The 16,468-nt window shown below is 55.9% G+C and carries 17 protein-coding genes; 4 read left to right on the forward strand and 13 right to left on the reverse strand.

Going from position 1 to position 16,468, the window contains the following annotated elements; translation table 11 throughout:
- Positions 1–6: 6 nt before the first annotated feature.
- From E3E42_RS03855 to E3E42_RS03865, 3 genes are read right to left on the reverse strand one after another with little or no spacing between them, the layout of a single operon-like run.
- Positions 7–483 carry a PIN domain-containing protein gene (locus E3E42_RS03855; RefSeq protein WP_167902798.1) on the reverse strand — a complete coding sequence of 159 codons (477 nt, stop codon included), beginning with the start codon at positions 481–483 and terminating at the stop codon, positions 7–9.
- On the reverse strand, positions 480–653 hold the full coding sequence (locus E3E42_RS03860; RefSeq protein ID WP_167902799.1) for a hypothetical protein: 174 nt from the start codon (positions 651–653) through the stop codon (positions 480–482). Before E3E42_RS03860 ends, E3E42_RS03855 begins: the two co-directional genes overlap by 4 nt.
- Positions 654–697: 44 nt before the next feature.
- The gene (locus E3E42_RS03865) at positions 698–1,045 is read right to left on the reverse strand and encodes a 6-carboxytetrahydropterin synthase (RefSeq protein WP_167902800.1); all 348 of its coding nucleotides are present in this window, start codon (positions 1,043–1,045) and stop codon (positions 698–700) included.
- A gap of 160 nt (positions 1,046–1,205) precedes the next feature.
- On the opposite strand from E3E42_RS03865, the gene metG reads away from it, so the two are divergent.
- A complete protein-coding gene (metG, locus tag E3E42_RS03870; RefSeq protein ID WP_167903148.1) occupies positions 1,206–3,440 on the forward strand; it encodes a methionine--tRNA ligase in 2,235 nt (744 codons plus the stop codon).
- Positions 3,441–3,444: 4 nt separating this feature from the next.
- Here the strand turns inward: metG and E3E42_RS03875 are convergent, their stop codons facing one another.
- The 6 genes from E3E42_RS03875 to E3E42_RS03900 all read right to left on the reverse strand — a co-directional run bounded on the left by E3E42_RS03875 (position 3,445) and on the right by E3E42_RS03900 (position 9,140).
- Entirely contained in the window at positions 3,445–4,392 is a 948-nt protein-coding gene (locus E3E42_RS03875) for a helix-turn-helix domain-containing protein (protein ID WP_167902801.1), read from the reverse strand.
- A gap of 55 nt (positions 4,393–4,447) precedes the next feature.
- Positions 4,448–5,782, reverse strand: a complete 1,335-nt coding sequence (locus E3E42_RS03880; RefSeq protein ID WP_167902802.1) for a DUF2457 domain-containing protein — start codon at positions 5,780–5,782, stop codon at positions 4,448–4,450.
- 153 nt (positions 5,783–5,935) lie between these two features.
- Complete coding sequence (locus E3E42_RS03885; protein ID WP_167902803.1) at positions 5,936–6,775, reverse strand: helix-turn-helix domain-containing protein; 840 nt, start codon at positions 6,773–6,775, stop codon at positions 5,936–5,938.
- A gap of 32 nt (positions 6,776–6,807) precedes the next feature.
- Positions 6,808–8,019 (reverse strand): hypothetical protein, encoded by a 1,212-nt coding sequence (locus E3E42_RS03890; RefSeq protein WP_370519605.1) that lies wholly within the window; start codon positions 8,017–8,019, stop codon positions 6,808–6,810.
- Positions 8,020–8,074: 55 nt separating this feature from the next.
- On the reverse strand, positions 8,075–8,356 hold the full coding sequence (locus tag E3E42_RS03895) for a hypothetical protein (protein WP_167903152.1): 282 nt from the start codon (positions 8,354–8,356) through the stop codon (positions 8,075–8,077).
- 31 nt (positions 8,357–8,387) lie between these two features.
- Positions 8,388–9,140 carry a sulfite exporter TauE/SafE family protein gene (locus E3E42_RS03900; RefSeq protein WP_167902804.1) on the reverse strand — a complete coding sequence of 251 codons (753 nt, stop codon included), beginning with the start codon at positions 9,138–9,140 and terminating at the stop codon, positions 8,388–8,390.
- A 101-nt stretch (positions 9,141–9,241) separates the two neighbouring features.
- Between E3E42_RS03900 and E3E42_RS03905 the strand changes: the two genes are divergently transcribed.
- The gene (locus E3E42_RS03905; RefSeq protein WP_240913622.1) at positions 9,242–9,802 is read left to right on the forward strand and encodes a hypothetical protein; all 561 of its coding nucleotides are present in this window, start codon (positions 9,242–9,244) and stop codon (positions 9,800–9,802) included.
- Here E3E42_RS03905 and E3E42_RS03910 read toward each other — a convergent pair.
- Genes E3E42_RS03910 through E3E42_RS03920 form a run of 3 tightly spaced genes read right to left on the reverse strand, consistent with a single transcriptional unit; the run spans position 9,744 to position 12,544 of the window.
- On the reverse strand, positions 9,744–10,508 hold the full coding sequence (locus tag E3E42_RS03910; RefSeq protein ID WP_167902805.1) for a sulfite exporter TauE/SafE family protein: 765 nt from the start codon (positions 10,506–10,508) through the stop codon (positions 9,744–9,746). The two genes, E3E42_RS03905 and E3E42_RS03910, sit on opposite strands and share 59 nt — an antisense overlap.
- 28 nt (positions 10,509–10,536) lie before the next feature.
- Complete coding sequence (locus E3E42_RS03915; RefSeq protein WP_167902806.1) at positions 10,537–11,532, reverse strand: M42 family metallopeptidase; 996 nt, start codon at positions 11,530–11,532, stop codon at positions 10,537–10,539.
- A gap of 10 nt (positions 11,533–11,542) precedes the next feature.
- A complete protein-coding gene (locus E3E42_RS03920) occupies positions 11,543–12,544 on the reverse strand; it encodes a 2-hydroxyacid dehydrogenase (RefSeq protein ID WP_167902807.1) in 1,002 nt (333 codons plus the stop codon).
- A 124-nt stretch (positions 12,545–12,668) separates the two neighbouring features.
- Between E3E42_RS03920 and proS the strand changes: the two genes are divergently transcribed.
- A complete protein-coding gene (gene proS / locus E3E42_RS03925; protein ID WP_167903156.1) occupies positions 12,669–14,117 on the forward strand; it encodes a proline--tRNA ligase in 1,449 nt (482 codons plus the stop codon).
- Between the two features lie 60 nt (positions 14,118–14,177).
- On the opposite strand, the gene E3E42_RS03930 is transcribed toward proS, so the two are convergent.
- On the reverse strand, positions 14,178–14,579 hold the full coding sequence (locus tag E3E42_RS03930) for a pyrolysin (protein ID WP_167902808.1): 402 nt from the start codon (positions 14,577–14,579) through the stop codon (positions 14,178–14,180).
- 91 nt (positions 14,580–14,670) lie between these two features.
- Here E3E42_RS03930 and E3E42_RS03935 point away from each other — a divergent pair, with 91 nt between their 5' ends.
- On the forward strand, positions 14,671–16,293 hold the full coding sequence (locus E3E42_RS03935; RefSeq protein WP_167902809.1) for a carbamoyltransferase: 1,623 nt from the start codon (positions 14,671–14,673) through the stop codon (positions 16,291–16,293).
- The last annotated feature ends 175 nt before the right edge of the window (positions 16,294–16,468 follow it).

Consider the following 16,468-nt stretch of genomic DNA (forward strand, 5'->3'; position numbering starts at 1 on the left):
GGGGATTTAACCCTCTCCCCAGAAATCCCCTGGGAGGAGGCGGATTATTTCCCCCACGCCCGCGAAGTCCTCGTCGAGGGTGGCTAAACTATCGCAGTTGTACTCTAAGGCAGTGGCCAGAATTCTTGCATCGTGGGGAAGGAGAGAATAGTCGCGAACGAGGGTGGCAACCGTCAGCCAGTCCCTTGAGTCTGAAACCAGGAGAACATCCTTTGCATCCAGAAGCGCCAGGATGTCCGAGATAACATCAGAAGCTCTGTTCCTGAACTCCTCGTCATCCTTGAGGAGCTTTTTGACCCCCCACACCGACCTCGCACCGTACTCCTTCTCCCCCAGCCTCCTGATGAGGACGTAAAACAGCTCATCAACGACGGTATCAGATGTCAGCTTTCCTTCCTTTGCTTCGAGTATCTCAACGGCGTAATGGGTGAGGCTCGTCTCTACCAGGTAGTTGTATAGAACGCTGGAGTCTATGAAAATCACCGCTCGTACACCTCGGCCCGGTATCTCTTGAACTCCTCGGCGTTCCCTTTTCCGAGCATTCCCGGTCGAACATCTTTTTTCTTGTTCTCAATGAGTTTCCTGAGCTCGAGGGCTTCTTTAAGGAGATGAGAGTACAGTTCCAGCGCCCGCTGATAGGTAACCTCAGACATGATATCACCGGTAATAGCTCTTACAAGGTGGATAAAAACGTTTCTCAGAACTCAAACTCTACCCCGTTCTCCTCGCCCTCCCAGAGGATTACTCTTTTGAGCCTGACGCCCTCTGGCAGTTTTTTCTCCACCTCTTCCGCAATCCACAGGGCCACGTTTTCGGTCGTCGGGTTTTCGAAGAGAGCGTTTAAGTTCCTGTGGTCGAGTTTCCCAATGATTTCATTCACGATTCTCCTCAGCTCGAGGAAGTCCATCACGTAGCCGTTCTCCAGTGGACCTTCGACTGCCACCTCAAGCCTGAAGGTGTGGCCGTGTATCTCCTCGGGATTCCCGTTGATGATAACTGCATGGGCAGCTTCAAATTTGAAGCGCTCGATGATTCTGGCTCTCATGATACCCACCACAGGTCTTGGATGCTATTCAAACTAAAACCTTTGGTCCAGTGTTATGCATAACTCAACATATTTTGGCCATTTAAAAATAACCCACCGTAATGTTTAAAACCCGCAGGTCTTATAAGGCCCTAAACCCATTGCCGGGACGGTGGTTAAAATGGTCAGGTACATGGTAACGTCCGCTCTTCCTTACGCTAACGGCCCCATTCACGCGGGACACCTGGCGGGGGCTTACCTCCCTGCGGACATCTTCGTGCGCTACCTGAGGCTCAAGGGAGAGGAAGTGCTCTTCGTCTGTGGAACCGATGAACACGGAACCCCCATAACCTTCCGCGCGCTCAAGGAGAACCGGAGCGCCAGGGAAATCGTTGACGAGTTCCACGAGCACATAAAGACGACCTTTGAGAGGGCCAAGATAAGCTTCGACTACTTCGGCAGGACCGAGTTACCTGTCCACTACCGGGTAAGCCAGGAGTTCTTCCTCAAGGCGCTTGAGAACGGCCATCTCGTCAAGAAGGTCACCAAGCAGGCATACTGCGAGCACGACAGGATGTTCCTACCGGACAGGTTTGTGATAGGGACCTGCCCCTACTGCGGCGCCGAGAACCAGCGCGGCGACCAGTGTGAGGTCTGCGGCCACCCGCTGACTCCTGAGATACTCATAAACCCGCGCTGCAACCTGTGCGGCAATCCAATCACCACAAAAGACTCCGCCCATTACTACATCCGGATGCAGGACTTCGAAGAGAGGCTGAAGGAGTGGGTTCTCAGCCAGGAGCACTGGAAGCCGAACGTCAGGAACACCGTTCTCGGCTGGATCAACGAGGGCCTGGAAGAGAGGGCCATGACGAGGGACCTCAACTGGGGAATACCCGTCCCCCTCGACGACGAGGACGTTAAAGGAAAGGTGCTCTACGTCTGGTTCGAGGCACCCATAGGCTACATCTCGATCACAATCGAGCACCTGAAGCAGGAGGGAAGAGAGAACGAGTGGAAGAAGTTCTGGCTCAACCTCGACGGCGAGACCAGGGTAATCCACTTCATCGGTAAGGACAACGTGCCCTTCCACGCGATATTCTGGCCCTCCTTCCTGATGGCCTACGGGAAGTATAGAGATGAGGAAGTCGAGGCCGAGTGGAACCTGCCCCACGACATCCCGGCCAACGAGTACCTCAACCTTGAGGGCAAGAAGTTCTCGACGAGCAGGAACTGGGCCATATGGGTTCACGAGTTCCTCGACGCCTTCCCGGCCGACTACCTGCGCTACTACCTCACCGCCATAATGCCCGAAACTCGCGACAGCGACTTCAGCTTCGCCGACTTCAAGAGCAAGATAAACGAGGAGCTCGTCAACAACCTCGGCAACTTCGTTCACAGGGCGATGACCTTTGCCAACCGCTACTTCGATGGAACTGTGCCGGAGAGAGGCGAGCTGGACGACCTCGACAGGGGGGCCTTCGAGGAGATTGAGAAGGCATTTGAGGAGACCGGAAAGCTGATAGCCCAGTACAGGTTCAAGGACGCCCTCAAGAGGGTTATGGAACTCGCCATCTTTGGCAACCGCTACTTCGACTACCAGAAGCCGTGGAAGACCGCCAAAACCGACCGCGTAAGGACGGCAACCACAGTGAACATATCCCTCCAGATAGTCAAGGCCCTCGGAATCCTCCTTGAACCATTCCTGCCGGACGCGAGCGAGAAGATATGGCACCTCCTCAACCTTGAGGAGCTCAAGCGCTGGGAGTTCACCGAGATTCCAGCCGGACACCGCGTTAGAAAGGCCAGCCCAATGTTCAAGAAGGTGACCGACGATGACATCATCTACTTCATCGTGAACTACATAGCACGGGGCAATCCCAAGAGCGCCAGGCTGCTCCTTGACAAATACTACAAGCGGGACGATGTAGTGAAGGTTGCATTCGAGCGCTTTGGAGATGCCAAACGGGAAGAGGCGATGGCAATCCTTAAGAGCATCTACGGGGATGAAATCGGGCCTAAAACTGAAAAGTCCGGAAAAGCTTCGAAGAAGGAGGAGGCGAAGAAAAAGGAGAAAGGTGGTGGAAGCATGGAGTACATAAGCTTTGACGACTTCCTGAAGCTTGATCTGAGGGTCGGGAAGATAATCGAGGTCAGCGACCACCCCAACGCCGACAGGCTCTACGTGGTCAAGGTTGACCTTGGGGACGAAGTCAGGCAGCTCGTTGCCGGGCTGAAGAAGTACTACAAGCCGGAAGAGCTGCTCAACCACTACGTCGTCATCATAGCAAACCTCGAACCCAAGAAGCTTCGCGGCGTTGAGAGCCAGGGAATGCTTCTGGCAGCCGACGACGGCGAAAACGTCGCCCTGCTGATGCCGGATAAAGAAATAAAGCCGGGTGCAAGAATAGGGTGAGGGCTCAAAGTTTGAGCTCCACCCAGTTCTCCCTCTTCTTCTTGTAGACCCTCACCAAGCCCTGCTTCTCAAGGCGCTGGAACATCCTCCAGGCGGTTGTCTTTGGAATCCCAAGCATCTCCCGGACTTCGGCCTGTTTGGCCCTGCCGCCCCTGTCGAACAGGTAGAGCAGCGCATTCTCCTCGTCCTTCGTCAGTTCGTACTCCTTGAGGCGTCTCTCGAAGTCCTCCCTGCTGATGCCGGGGGTCCTTTCCTCTTTTCCCCCGCGCTTCATGTAGGCAAAGCCCCCACCGGCGGCAAGTGCGAGGAGGACCAGGATACCGACCACCGTCCAGTTCGTGGAGCCCTCATCAGGAGCACTCGGAGTCGAGGATGGAGAGCCCGGATTGGAGGGCACCGTTGAGTTGGAAAGTTCAGTGGTCGTTCCCGATGTGGGCGGGACTGTTGGAACATTGGTTCCCGTTGGTTGGTATTCAAGGACATAGGAAACCGTCTGGTTTCCGGGGGGCATTAGTATAGAGTTTCCATCTATCTCAAGGGGTATGTCGGTGAGGTCAACTATGACAGCGTTATCTGGAAACGTGATCTTAACGGGGACGGTTGAGTTGAAACGAATACTCCATATGGCGCCATTTTTTGCGGTCAGGTCGGGAGTGTAATAGGCTATTCTAACGCCCGTGGCGTTTTCAAAGTACACGGTAAGAGTGGAGCCGTTTATCTCATACGGCAGGGGTTTTCCGTTCTCATCGATAACGGTCAGCCCCTCAACGTTGGTAGCGAGGAGCGGGACGGAAAAGCTGACCGTGTAGTTCTCGGGAACGATGACCGCGACTACCTTAACGTACCCGTCGGAATAGACCGTGAGGCCCAGGGACTCGACGGAGTACTGCCCGCTTACGAGGGGCAGGGCCATGAGCGCAATTACGAGCACCATCACTGCTTTGCTCCTCATCCCAGCACCTCCGGAAGTTAAGAGATCCCCCTTAAAAAATATTAGAATGAGGGGCTCACTCGTCATCCTCCGACTCGTCTTTCTCGTCTTTACCGTCGTGCTCCCTGTCCTCGTTGTCATTCTCAGAGTCCTCATGCTGGCCGTTGTCGTCATCGTGGGAATCCTGCTCCTCGTAGTCCCCATCCTGGTCATCTTCGCTCTCGTCGTCGGTATATTCGTCCCCGTGCTCGTCTTTCTCCTTGTGGTCATCCTCGTATTCGTCCTCGCCATCCTTTTCATCCTTGTGCTCTTCTTTCTCTTCCCTCTCCTCCTTTTCATGCTCTTCGCGCTCCTCGTGCTCCTTCTCCTCCCTGTACTCCTTCTCTATCTCTTTGGTGTCCTCGATTATCTCCTTCAGCTCCTCGTTGATGTCGTGGAGCATGTCGAGAGCTTCTTCGTACTGGCCGCTCTCGACAAGGGCGTTGAATCCCTCGTACATCGTCTGGAGCTCCATCAGGTTCTCCTGGAGGTATGTGACATTTATCGTGGAGTTCTGAAGCATGGCCATTAGCTCCTGCATGAGTTTCATCTGCTCCTGGAGCTTCCCCATGAAGGCCTGGCTTATCTCATCGGCCTTTGCACCGACGATACCCTCGGAGAGATCCTCAACGGCATCCTCAAGCTTGTCCATGAGCTCCTCCGCGTACTCAAGGTCTGCCTTGAGGACGGTAACGTTGCCGCTGGCGAGGTCCTGGGCAACGACCATATAGGCGGCCTTGGTCTCGTTGTAAAGCGCCATGACGTAGGTAACGTTGAGACCCTCGCTCTGAGCCTCCGCGATGACTTTCTCAACGTACGGGAAGTACTCCGCGGCCCTGTGAAGCTCCTCCTTGGCGTCCATTACTGTCTCATAGTACTCGTGCTCTTCCTCCATCTTCTTCTCCTTGTGCTCCTCGTAGTAGTCGGTCAGCTCCTCGATGACCTCCTTGTAGAGGTAGAGGGCATTCATAGAGGCGTTTATGCTCTCGCTGTAGTTGCCGGCGTTGTAAAGTTCCCACGCCTGGGCACGGGTTGCTTCAGCCTGGGAGTAGAGGTCAAGGGTGTGATTGGAGATTGTGACGTTGTTCGCATTGAGCTCGGCCATCAGACCTGCCGTGTAATCGGAGACCTTATCCAGTATCACAAGCAGGTTGTACGCCTGAACACCGCTCGTATTCGTTGTATTGGTGACGTTGGTCATGTTAACTGGGGTGGTGTTGGTCGCGTTCGTGGCGTTGACCTGCAGGGTCTGGTTGCTCACTGCGGTTGTGTTGGTTGCCGTGGCGTCTACGCTGGCCGCCCATGCGGCGGTGCTGAGTGGTATCAGTGCTCCTATGAAGAGCACCAGCAGTGTTTTCATACTCATCCTCATGGCTCTCACCTGATGTTGTGTAGTGTCCACACGTATATTAGGAACCCGCCGGACTTTGCTCGTTTCAAAACGTTCCTCCGAGTTTCTCCTTTACAAAAAAGCACTTAAGAAGAGGAAAGAGGAGGTTAAACGCCTCACTTGTCTCCATAGGCCCTAAAACCTGAGCTCCACCCAGTTTTCCTTCCTGCCCTTAAGAACCTTCACCAGACCCTTCCTCTCAAGGCGCTTGAACATCCTCCAGGCGGTGGTTTTGGGTAGACCTATCGCTTCGCGAACCTCTGCCTGACTGGCCTTTCCGCCCTTGTCGAAGATGTAGAGCAGCGCGCGCTTCTCCTCCTCGTTGAGGTCGAGGTTTTCCAGCCGGGCTTGGAATTCCTCCCGGGTGGGCATTGATTTTCCTCCGCCTTTCCTTCTCCAGAGCGCGTAGGCGAAACCTCCGATCACTCCAAGACCGGCCAGGATTAGCAGATACGCCGAACTCTCCGTTCCGCCCTCACTGCCAGCCCCTCTGCCGTTGAGTGTGTAGGAGACGCTCTGGTTTCCGGGAGGCATGGTTATCGAGTTCCCCGCTATTTCGAGGGGTATATCGCTCAGGTCGACCACTATGGCGTTCTCAGGCAGTACTACAGTGAAGGAATCGTTGGTCGCAACGTGAAGCGTCCACACCATGCCTTCCTTCGCGGTCAGGTCGGAGGTATAGTAGGAGACCTTGACTATGCCGGCGTCCCCGGAATATATGAGGAGGCTTCCGTTCTCAAGCCGGAAGTTTACGGGGTTTCCGCTCCCGTCTTCAACGATAACGTTTTCGTAATGGTCACCGAGGAGGGGAAGTTCAATCTGGGAGGAATACTCCGCGGGCAGGATTTCATATTCAACCTTGACGTAGCCGTCATTGTAGACCGTCAAAACCAGGGATGAGACGGTATAGGCACTAACCCCGTGCAGGAGGGTGAGCGTTATCAGCATGAGGATTGCGGCCCCTTTGAGTCTCATTTAAGCATCCCTCCATAACTAAAAAGGAAAGGTCAGGAGTGGGCGAGTATGAACTCATCGACCTTGTGGAGCATGTCCAGTGCTATTGCGAAGTGGGCTTTGGCCTGGAGGGGCTTCTTTGCCTTGAGAAGCTCGACGCCTATCCTGAGCTCCTGGGCGGCCACTTTCAGCTGAACCTCCGCCCTGGTGGTGTCAACACCCCTGCTCTTGAGCTCGCGGAGCGCCTTCGCGTCCTTCTGAATCCTGTCGTTCATCTCCCTGAGGAAAGCGCGGACGTCCTTCAGCTTTTCATCGAGCTCCCTCTCGCGAACCTTTCTGAGTACGAACTCAACGGCGTTGTGGAACTCAACTATGGTTTCCCTGTTATCCTTCATGACGGTCAGAGCGTCCTCCCACTTGCCCTCGTCGGCCAGGGCCTTGACCTGGCTGTAAACCTCCGAGAAAGCATTGAGCCTCTCCTGGAGCTCCGTCACGTTGTAACCGTTCTGCTCCCCGACTTCGATTGCCTTCTGAGCTATCTCCATTCCCTTCTCGCCCTTGATCAGGAAGTCCTTGACGATCTCCTCAGCGTTTGCGTAGGCGAGCTCCTCGCGGACCTTTCTCAGCTCCTCGTCGAGGAGGGCTTTCTTCTCTTTGGCGACTTCATAGTCTGCCTTCGCCTTTTCGTAGTCCCCGGCCTTAAGGTCATCGAGCACAACTTTGTAGGCATCTTTGGTCTCGTTGTAGAGCGCGGTGAGGTTGCTCACGTCTATCCCCTGGTTCCCCGCCAGCCTTATGGTCTTCTCAACGAACCTGAAGTACTCCGTCATGCGCTCGATTTCCATTTTGATGCGTTCCCTTACATCCTGGACCTTCTCTTTGGCCTCCTTAAGCGCTGAGAGGGCAACCTTGTAGTGGTGCATGGCCGTGAGGCTGTCCAGTATCGAGTTGTAGTAGTCGCCGGCCTCGTACTCGCTCACCGCCTTTTCCCTGTAGTCCTCTGCGAGCTCGTAGTGGGTGAGTATCGTGGAGTTCTCGGGCAGCTTGTCCTTTATAGGTTCTATCTTCTCCCCGGCGAACTTGCTCAGCCTCTGAAGCTGGTCAATCAGCTGACCCGCTATCACCATCTCCCTGGTGCTGTTGTCCATTGCTACTCCAGTGTACGAGCCGGTGTTGTTGCTCTCAGCCAGGCCCAGCGGTATTACGCTGCCAAGGAGCAGCATTGCCAGGGCCAGTGCAAAGCCCTTTATCCCCTTCATGGGCATCACCGATGAACGCTAGGGGCTAAACCTATTTGAGGACTCCGACGGAACGAACGTTTCAGAGCGTTCCATTCCTCTCAAGCTCCCTTATATGGAGGGCTGTAACGCATATTCCTTCCACCACGTTCCTAAAATGCGGAATCTCTCCAAACTGGGCGTACAGACTCCCGTAGTTCGGGTGCCACGCATCGACCTGCTCACGCCCTCTGGCGGTGATGATGTACACCACCCAGCCCTTATCCTTGAGCATCTCAACGAGCCTCCACACGTTCGTCATGTCGTTTTCCTCGGCTATCTCAACGCCGTACTCGGCCTTGATTTTCTCGAAAAGTTCCGACATCTTTCTCACCGGGGAGGATTGGGACTGAGCGTTAAAAACCTTTGAGTGCCCTGAGGAGGAGCCTCACCGCGACCAGTATCAGAAGCCCTGAGAACAGTATCTTAAACCGCCTCGGCTGCAGCTTTGGAACCAGTCTGGCCCCCACGGCGGCCCCTATTATGAGGCCGGGGGAGAGCAGGAGCGCCGTTTGAAGGTCCACCTGCCCAAGTCCGATGTGGGTGGCCGTTCCCACCAGGGCCGTGAAGAACAGGGCGAGGCTGGACGTTCCGACCGCGTAGTTCACGGGGAGGCCCGCGAGGGTGTGGAAGAGGGGAACGTTCAGTACGCCCCCGCTGACCCCCAGAAGTCCGGAGGTTAGACCGGAGAGGGCACCGATCAGCGGAACCTTTCTATAGTTTATCCTCAAAGCCTCCCCGCGGTTTCTTACATCGCTTTTCCTGATGAAGATGTGGGCAACGTAGATTAGGAGAAGCCCGAATACTGCCTCCAGCACGTTTGAGTTCAGCATCCCCGAGAGGTACGCGCCTATCACCGCGGCCGGAATTGAAAAGGCCTCCTTCAGAAAGGCCACCCTGTAGAGAACCCTGCCGGCCCGGATGTGGGCGTAGGCGGAGGATAGGGAGCTTATCGTGATACAGGCGAGGCTGGTTCCGATAGCCACGTGAATGGGCAGTCCAAGGAACACCAGGGAGGGGACGATGAGGAACCCGCCCCCTACCCCGAAGAGGCCCGCTATCGTGCCTATGAGTGCACCGATTAAAACCGCCATCACCGGGTTAAGCATTCCGCATCGGCCCGGTATCCCCCGGAGGGTTTATATAATTTAGCCGGAGGATTACAACTTCAGCCAAAAAATTTTTAAACTTCAGAACCGTAGAAATCTGGATGAAGATGGGATGGAAAAAGTACTGGCTGATGGTGCTTCTCGTCTTTGTGATAACCCAACCAGGCTCGATAACCTTCGCCAACTGGGACGCGCCCTACGGCTTTTACAAGGACCTCTCGGTCTGGCTCAGCTCCGCGGCGGGGGGATTGCTGCTGGTGCTTGCCTACGGCCTGTACGAGTGGGGAAGGAAAAAACTTGGCTCGGCGAATCTCCTTCTCTCCGCCGTTGTCCTGGTCCTGACCGTGGTGGTTGGTTATAGCGCGGAACTTGCCATCGGCGGGGAGATGGGCTACGGCAGCGGGAACATAGTGCTTTTCGTAATCGGTGGGTTCCTTGGGTTCATCTTGTCCGTAATGCTACTCTTGATCTCGTTACCATACGTCCCGACGGGAGATTTCTACTACCCCTACGATCGGCCGCTGGTGATCGCGTGGCTGGTTCTAATCGCGGTGGCGGCACTCATTGGAGCGTCCTATGCCATGGAAAGGAGGAAAGAAAAGCTCACGGAACCGGAAGGCCAAGACCCTTCAGGATCATCCTCAGAGCCAGGAGAGCCATGACGACCGCGAAGGCCCTCTTAAGACTGCTCGCCCTCGTCCTCTTCGCTATCCTCGCACCGAGCTGAGCGCCGATTATCAGTCCCGGCACGAGGAGGACGAGCCACTGCGTCTCCACGTTGCCCATGGCGTAGTGCTTGAGCGCTCCAGCGGTTGCTGTGAACACTATCGCAAAGCTTGAAGTCGCCACCGCGTAGTGTATGGGGAGGCCGAGGTACGTCAGGAAGGGCACGTTGATTATTCCCCCGCCGACGCCGAGGAGACCGCTGGCGATTCCCGCGAAGAAACCTCCAATCGGCACCAGCCTGTAGTTGACCCCCACTTCCTCAAGTTTGACCTCACCCGGCTCGGCCGTCTTCTTTCTGTATATCCTGACAGCGACTACTACAAGGGCGAGACCGAAGATGACCTTCAGCTGGGCGGCACTTATGAAGCTCGTGAGCCACGCACCGATGTAGGCACCGATTACGGCCGTTGAGGCAAGCAGGAGGCCGACCTTGTAGTGTATCCTCTTCTGCCTTGAGTACGCTATCGCCGAGCTGAGGGAGGTGAATACAACTGCCGCGCTTGATGTGCCCACCGCGTGGTGTATCTCGACGCCGAGGAAGTTCAGCGTCGGAACTATCAGGAATCCACCTCCAAGACCAAAGAGCGCCGCAAGGATGCCGATGAATACTCCGACTGCGAAGTAGCCGACGTATTTGAGCAAGGAATCACCTCCGTCATTGATTGAACACTCACAGTTCGAAGGCTATCGCCTCTATAAGCTTTATCAGTGCCTCAAGGTCGGCCAGATGGAGGGTCTCCACCTCGCTGTGGAGGTACCTCATCGGAACGCTCAAAGCGAGAACCTCACTCTTGCCCTGGAAGACTGACGCGTCCGTTCCGCCGCCGGTTACGCCAATCTGGAGGGGAATCCCGTTCCTCGACGCTATTTCCGCGACCTTTCTGGCGAGCCTCCTCGTGTAGATGGCCGAGTTGTCCACTGCCCTTATCACCGCTCCTCCGCCGAGGCGGACGTCACCCGTTAGCTCGCCACAGCAGGCAAAGGAATCGACGGCGAAGGCGTATCTCGGAGTGTAACGCTCCGCCAAAAAGCGGGCGCCCTTGAGGCCAATCTCCTCCTGCACGGTGAAGGCGAAAATCCACTTCCCATCCAAGTCGTGGTCAACCAGATCCTTTATCGCCTCCACGAGGGCAACGACCCCAAAGCGGTCATCGAGGGAGCGGGTGGAGACGTAGCGGCCGTTGAGAACCGCAAAGTGCTTCTTGAAGACCGCGTAGTCGAGCACCTTAACGCCGAGCTCTTCAGCCTCCTCCCGGCTTTCAGCCCCGATGTCTATGGCGAGCTTGCTCCATGGAACGGTGTCGAACTTCCGTTCAAGGTTGAGGTGCACCGGAAGGGCGCCAATGACGCCGTCGAGCCTCCCGCTCTCGGTTATCACGTCGAGGTGTCTGCCGTAGAGCAACCTGTCGTCTATGCCGCCGATTTTCCTGAAGGTCAGCTTTCCGTCGGGCCTTATGCCCGTCACGAGAAGCCCTATCTCGTCCATGTGGGCCATGAAGATGGCCTTTAGCTCGCCCTCGCCGAGCTCGACGACGAGGTTTCCAATCGTGTCAACCGTGTAGTCGGCGTAGGGCTCAAGCCACTCCTCTATCTTTTCCCTGACCTTTTCCTCGTAGCCGGAAATCCCCGGAACCCGGGTGATTTCCCTCAGTTCATCAACGAGCATCACAACCACCTCAGAGCATCCTAACCTTCTCGGGCGGACGTATCTTGAGAACCTCCCTGTTCACGAGCGTCTCCGGAACCTCACCCCTAAGAACAGCCAGGAGGTTCCTAACGGCCTGGAAGCCCATGTCCTCCATGGCTTCTCTCGAAAGGCCCGCGTAGTGGGGCGTTAGAACCGTCTCCCACTCATGTTTGAAAAGCTCGTGCTCCTGCACTGGCTCGTTCTCGAATACATCCGTCGCGTACCCCTTCAGTTTCCCTTCCTTGAGGGATTTCATGATGGCGTTCTCATCAACCAGGCTCCCGCGGCCAATATTGACGAGGTATTTGCCTTCGAGGAGCTTGAGCCTTTCCTCGTTGATGATGTGGTGGGTCTGCGGTGTGGATGGTAGGGCCAAAATCACGATATCGCTCTCCCTCAGGACGTCGTCGAGGGGGAGGTACCTGGCACCGGCCTCCTCCTCTATATCGGGCTTCCGCGAGCGGGACCAGTAGAGTATCTCCGTCCCCATCGCCTTCATTCTCCGGGCTATGGCCTTTCCTATCGCCCCCATGCCGAGGATTCCGACCCTTTTGCCGTAGAGGGTCTCTATCTCCTTGAAACCACCCCACACCGTCCTGTGGGAGTCCCAGTTTCCTGAGCGGATAAACCTGTCGGCGTAGGCTATCTTCCTGAGGAGTGCTATGGTCAGGCCAACGGCGAACTCGGCAACGGCCTCGCTGAGAACTCCCGCCACCTTGGTCACGTATATCCCCTTCCTCGTTGCCGTCTCAACGTCAACGTGGTCGTAGCCGGCGGAATGACAGCTGATGACCTTTAACCGCTCGGCACTCTCGATGACTTCGCGCGGAAACCTGTTCAGCGGGGAGATTATGACGCCATCAAACTCGCCTATCTTTTCTTTGAGCTCATCGACGCTTGGATACAGGATGAATTCAACGTCCGCGTATTTCCTGAGCTCCTCAACGGGCTTGCTCTTCATCTTGAAGAGAACGGCCACCCTAGGCCTCATGGTATCACCTTAAGATGCTTATCGAAACGACCCTAATAAGGTTTTGCATGGAATTCGTCAAAAAGCCGAGCCGACACCGGGAAAACTTAAAAACTTTTTCGGTTTCTCCCTCTAGGTGGTGCAGATGAGTAAGGTCGAGCGGAAGAAATGGAGCGAGAATTTCAGCGAGTGGTACAACGAGCTTATCGAGATCGCTGGAATTCAGGACAAGCGCTATCCTGTCAAGGGAATGAACATCTGGCTGCCCTACGGCCTCAAGATAATGAGAAACATCGAACGCTTCGTCCATTCCGAGATGGAGAGAACGGGCCACGATGAGGTTCTGTTCCCGGCGCTCATCCCTGAAACCGAGTTCCAGAAGGAGGCCGAGCATATAGCCGGCTTCGAGGGCGAGGTCTTCTGGGTCACCCACGCTGGCCACGACCCGCTCGATATCAGGCTGATCCTCAGACCGACGAGCGAGACCGCTATGTACTCGATGTTCTCGCTCTGGATACGCTCTCACGCTGACCTTCCCTTCAAAGTTTATCAGATTGTCAACACCTACCGCTACGAAACGAAGCATACAAGGCCCCTCATCCGCGTCCGTGAGATAAGCAGGTTCTTTGAGGCCCACACGGCCCACGACAGCTACGAGGACGCCGAGAGGCAGATAAAGGAGGACCTCGAGATATTTGACGGCCTCGCGAGGTTCCTTGCGATACCGTACATAATCTCCAAGAGACCCGACTGGGACAAGTTCCCCGGCGCTTACTACTCCCTCGGCGCCGAGGTCATGATGCCCGACGGCAGGACGCTGCAGATTGGAACCATGCACAATTACCGCCAGAACTTTGCGAAGGCATACAACATCCAGTACGAGACCGAAACCGGCGACCACGAGTTCGTCCACCAGACGACGTTCGGAATGAGCGAGCGCCTTTTGGCAGCGGTCATAGCCATACACGGCGACGACAGGGGAATGGTTCTGCCCCCCACGATAGCCCCCATACAGGTCGTAATCGTGCCGATTCCCAAGAAGGATGCCGAGGCTGACGTCTTCGCCTACGCCCGTGAGATAGCGGAGGAGCTGAGGGCGGCGGGAATAAGGGTTCACATTGACGAGCGCGACATAAGGCCCGGCAGGAAGTTCTACGACTGGGAGCTCAAGGGGGTTCCCCTCCGCGTGGAAGTCGGTCCGAGGGACGTTGAAGGCAAGAAAGCGGTCCTTGCGAGGCGCGATACCCTTGAGAAGCTCGTGGTGGAGCGCGAGGACATAGTTGAGGAGGTCAGGAAGACCCTTGACGCGATCCACGAGAACCTTCACAAACGTGCCGGGGAGTTCCTTGAGAGCCACATAAAGCGCGTCGGGACCATAGAGGAGGCCAGGGCAGTCTTTGAGGACAGACGCGGCATTGTTGAGATTCCCTGGTGCGGCGAGGAGAGCTGCGGTCTCGAGATGGAGGAAGCCCTCGACGCCAAGATGCTCGGAACTCCCTATCCGGAGGAGAAGGCCAAAGCCCCCGAAGGCAAGAAGTGTCCCGTCTGCGGCAGGGAGGCCAGGTTCATAGCGAGGTTCGCGAGAACCTACTGAACCCTGACTCTCTTTTTTCAATTGATTCTGTAGGGATAATGGTAATGAAAAGAGAAAAGATCATGCATTCCGGGCCTCGAGCCCCTTGAGGGCATCTTCAAGGAGCGAAATGGCATCCCTGAGGGTAACGTATGCCTTTCTCATGTGAACGATGAACGGGAGCCAGGCTATGTTCTTGGATTCGAGAGGGTTGCCGTAGGACAGGGCAACCTTGTATTCGGCACTGGCGTTCTCGTAGAGCTGCATTACTGTCTGAAGGGTGGTGTTGTCGATGCCGGCGCTGACGCTCTCATTGTAGAGCCTGTGGAATTTGGACTCCCCTCCGATGTAGAGGTAGTACCACAGCTTCGTCTGCGTTATTATACTGGCCCTCGGGTCCTGGGGCTTCGCCGCGGTTGCAGCCCCCGCAAAGGGGACCATCATAATCATCAAAATGGCAAAGAGTGCAGCAACTCTCTTCATGGTTCCACCTCCGTCAAATGTATTCATCGAGCGGCATTTTTAAATTCTTCCCTCCCCCAACGTTTAAAAAACGGGCATCGAACGAACCACCATGATACTTGGAATCCACGACGGTCACGACGCTGGTGCAGTGCTGATAGACGGCGGAAGGATATTCGCGGTAAACGAGGAGAGACTGAACAGGATCAAGAAGTACCGCGGCTTTCCAAGGATGAGCGTGGCGAAAGTCCTCGAAATGGCTGGGGCATCGCCGGAGGACGTTGAGGCCATAGCGGTCGCTGGCATATTCAGGAAGCAAAAACGCCTTCTGGAGCTTGAGGAGAACCTCAGGAGAATATTCGGAGCAGACTTCAAGAAGAAAGTCATCTTCGTCGAGCATCACCTGGCCCACTCCGCGGGTGCATACCACACCGCAGGCTGGCGTGAGGCGATAGCGCTGAGCATAGACGCCGCGGGAGACGGGCTAAGCTCTTCGATATACGTGGCGAGAGATGGGGAAATGATCAGGATCGCACAGAGCACCTACATCGACTCCCTCGGAGATTTCTACGCCTCCGTTACCGAGCTTTTAGGATTCAAGCCCATGCGGCACGAGGGCAAGGTCATGAGCCTGGCGGCATACGGGAAACCAGCTTACGACCTGAGCTCAATAATAGAGCTCAACGGGCTGAGCTTCGACAACCATCTCGGAGTAATCGGGGTCGAAGCGACTAGGAAGCTCGCAGAGCTCTTTGATTACCCCCTCAGACACGCCAGGGAGATCGCCCTCCAGATGAAGCGCGGAAAGCTTGAGGGTAAGCTTCAGAAAAAGGCCACAGAGATAGCCGCCAGCGCTCAGGCACACCTGGAAAGGCTGATCGAAGAGCTCGGCCTCGGACTCAGAGGGCAGGAACTTCCCGTTGCCTACGCAGGTGGAGTTGCCCAAAACGTCAAGGCCAACGCTGTGCTGAGGCACATCGTCGGGGACGATAACCTGTGGGTCTTTCCGGCGATGGACGACGGCGGTCTGGCCTTCGGCGCCGCGGTTTTTGTGAAAGCCCAGTTCGAGAGGCTCGACGGGAAGTGGAGGCCCTCCAAACTGGAGCACATTTATCTTGGCCCATCCTACGGAAGGGAAGAAGTTGAAGAGTTCCTGAAGATGGAGGGCGTTGAGTTTGAGGAGGTGGATGACGTCCCGGGCCTCGTCGCGGACGCCCTCGTTGAGGGCAAGCTGGCCGGATTCTTCCAGGGGGCAATGGAGTTCGGACCGAGGGCCCTAGGCAACCGCTCAATTTTGGCGGACCCGAGGAACGAGGAGGTCAAAGAGAGGCTCAACGTTGCCCTGAAGCGCGACGTCTTCCAGCCCTTCGCGCCTTCCCTGCTGTGGGAGAAGGCCAGGGAGTACCTCGAAGACCTGAACGGCTTGCCAAACGAGTTCATGACCATGAGCTACACGGCGAGTGAGGGGTTCAGAGAAGCCGCTCCCGCCGTTGTTCACGTGGACGGGACGACCAGGCCTCAGGCCGTAAGGAAGGAAACCAATCCAGCTTATTACGACGTAATCAAAGCCTTCGAGCGGAAGACGGGCCTGGGCGCGGTGCTGAACACGAGCTTCAACATGCACGGCGAGCCGATAGTCTGCTCTCCAGAGGACGCGCTGAGAACCTTCAGAGCGGCGGGGTTGGACGTCTTTGTGGTAGAGGGGTTCGCAGTTTGGAAGGAGAGCAGGCCTTGAGCTATTGTCTTTTCCTCCTAAAAACCCTCTACCTTCAGGTGGGGGATTAGTCCCCTTGAACATGCTTGAGTAGTTGAAGCGCGAGTATCTGACCGAGTTCCTCTCCGCCCCGAAGGGCGAAGCTTTCAAAGGAAGCAAGGTACGGAAGGACTGAAGAAAGAAGGCCGCCTCGTCT

It is taken from the genome of Thermococcus sp. JdF3 (assembly GCF_012027495.1).
Taxonomy (GTDB): Archaea; Methanobacteriota_B; Thermococci; order Thermococcales; family Thermococcaceae; genus Thermococcus.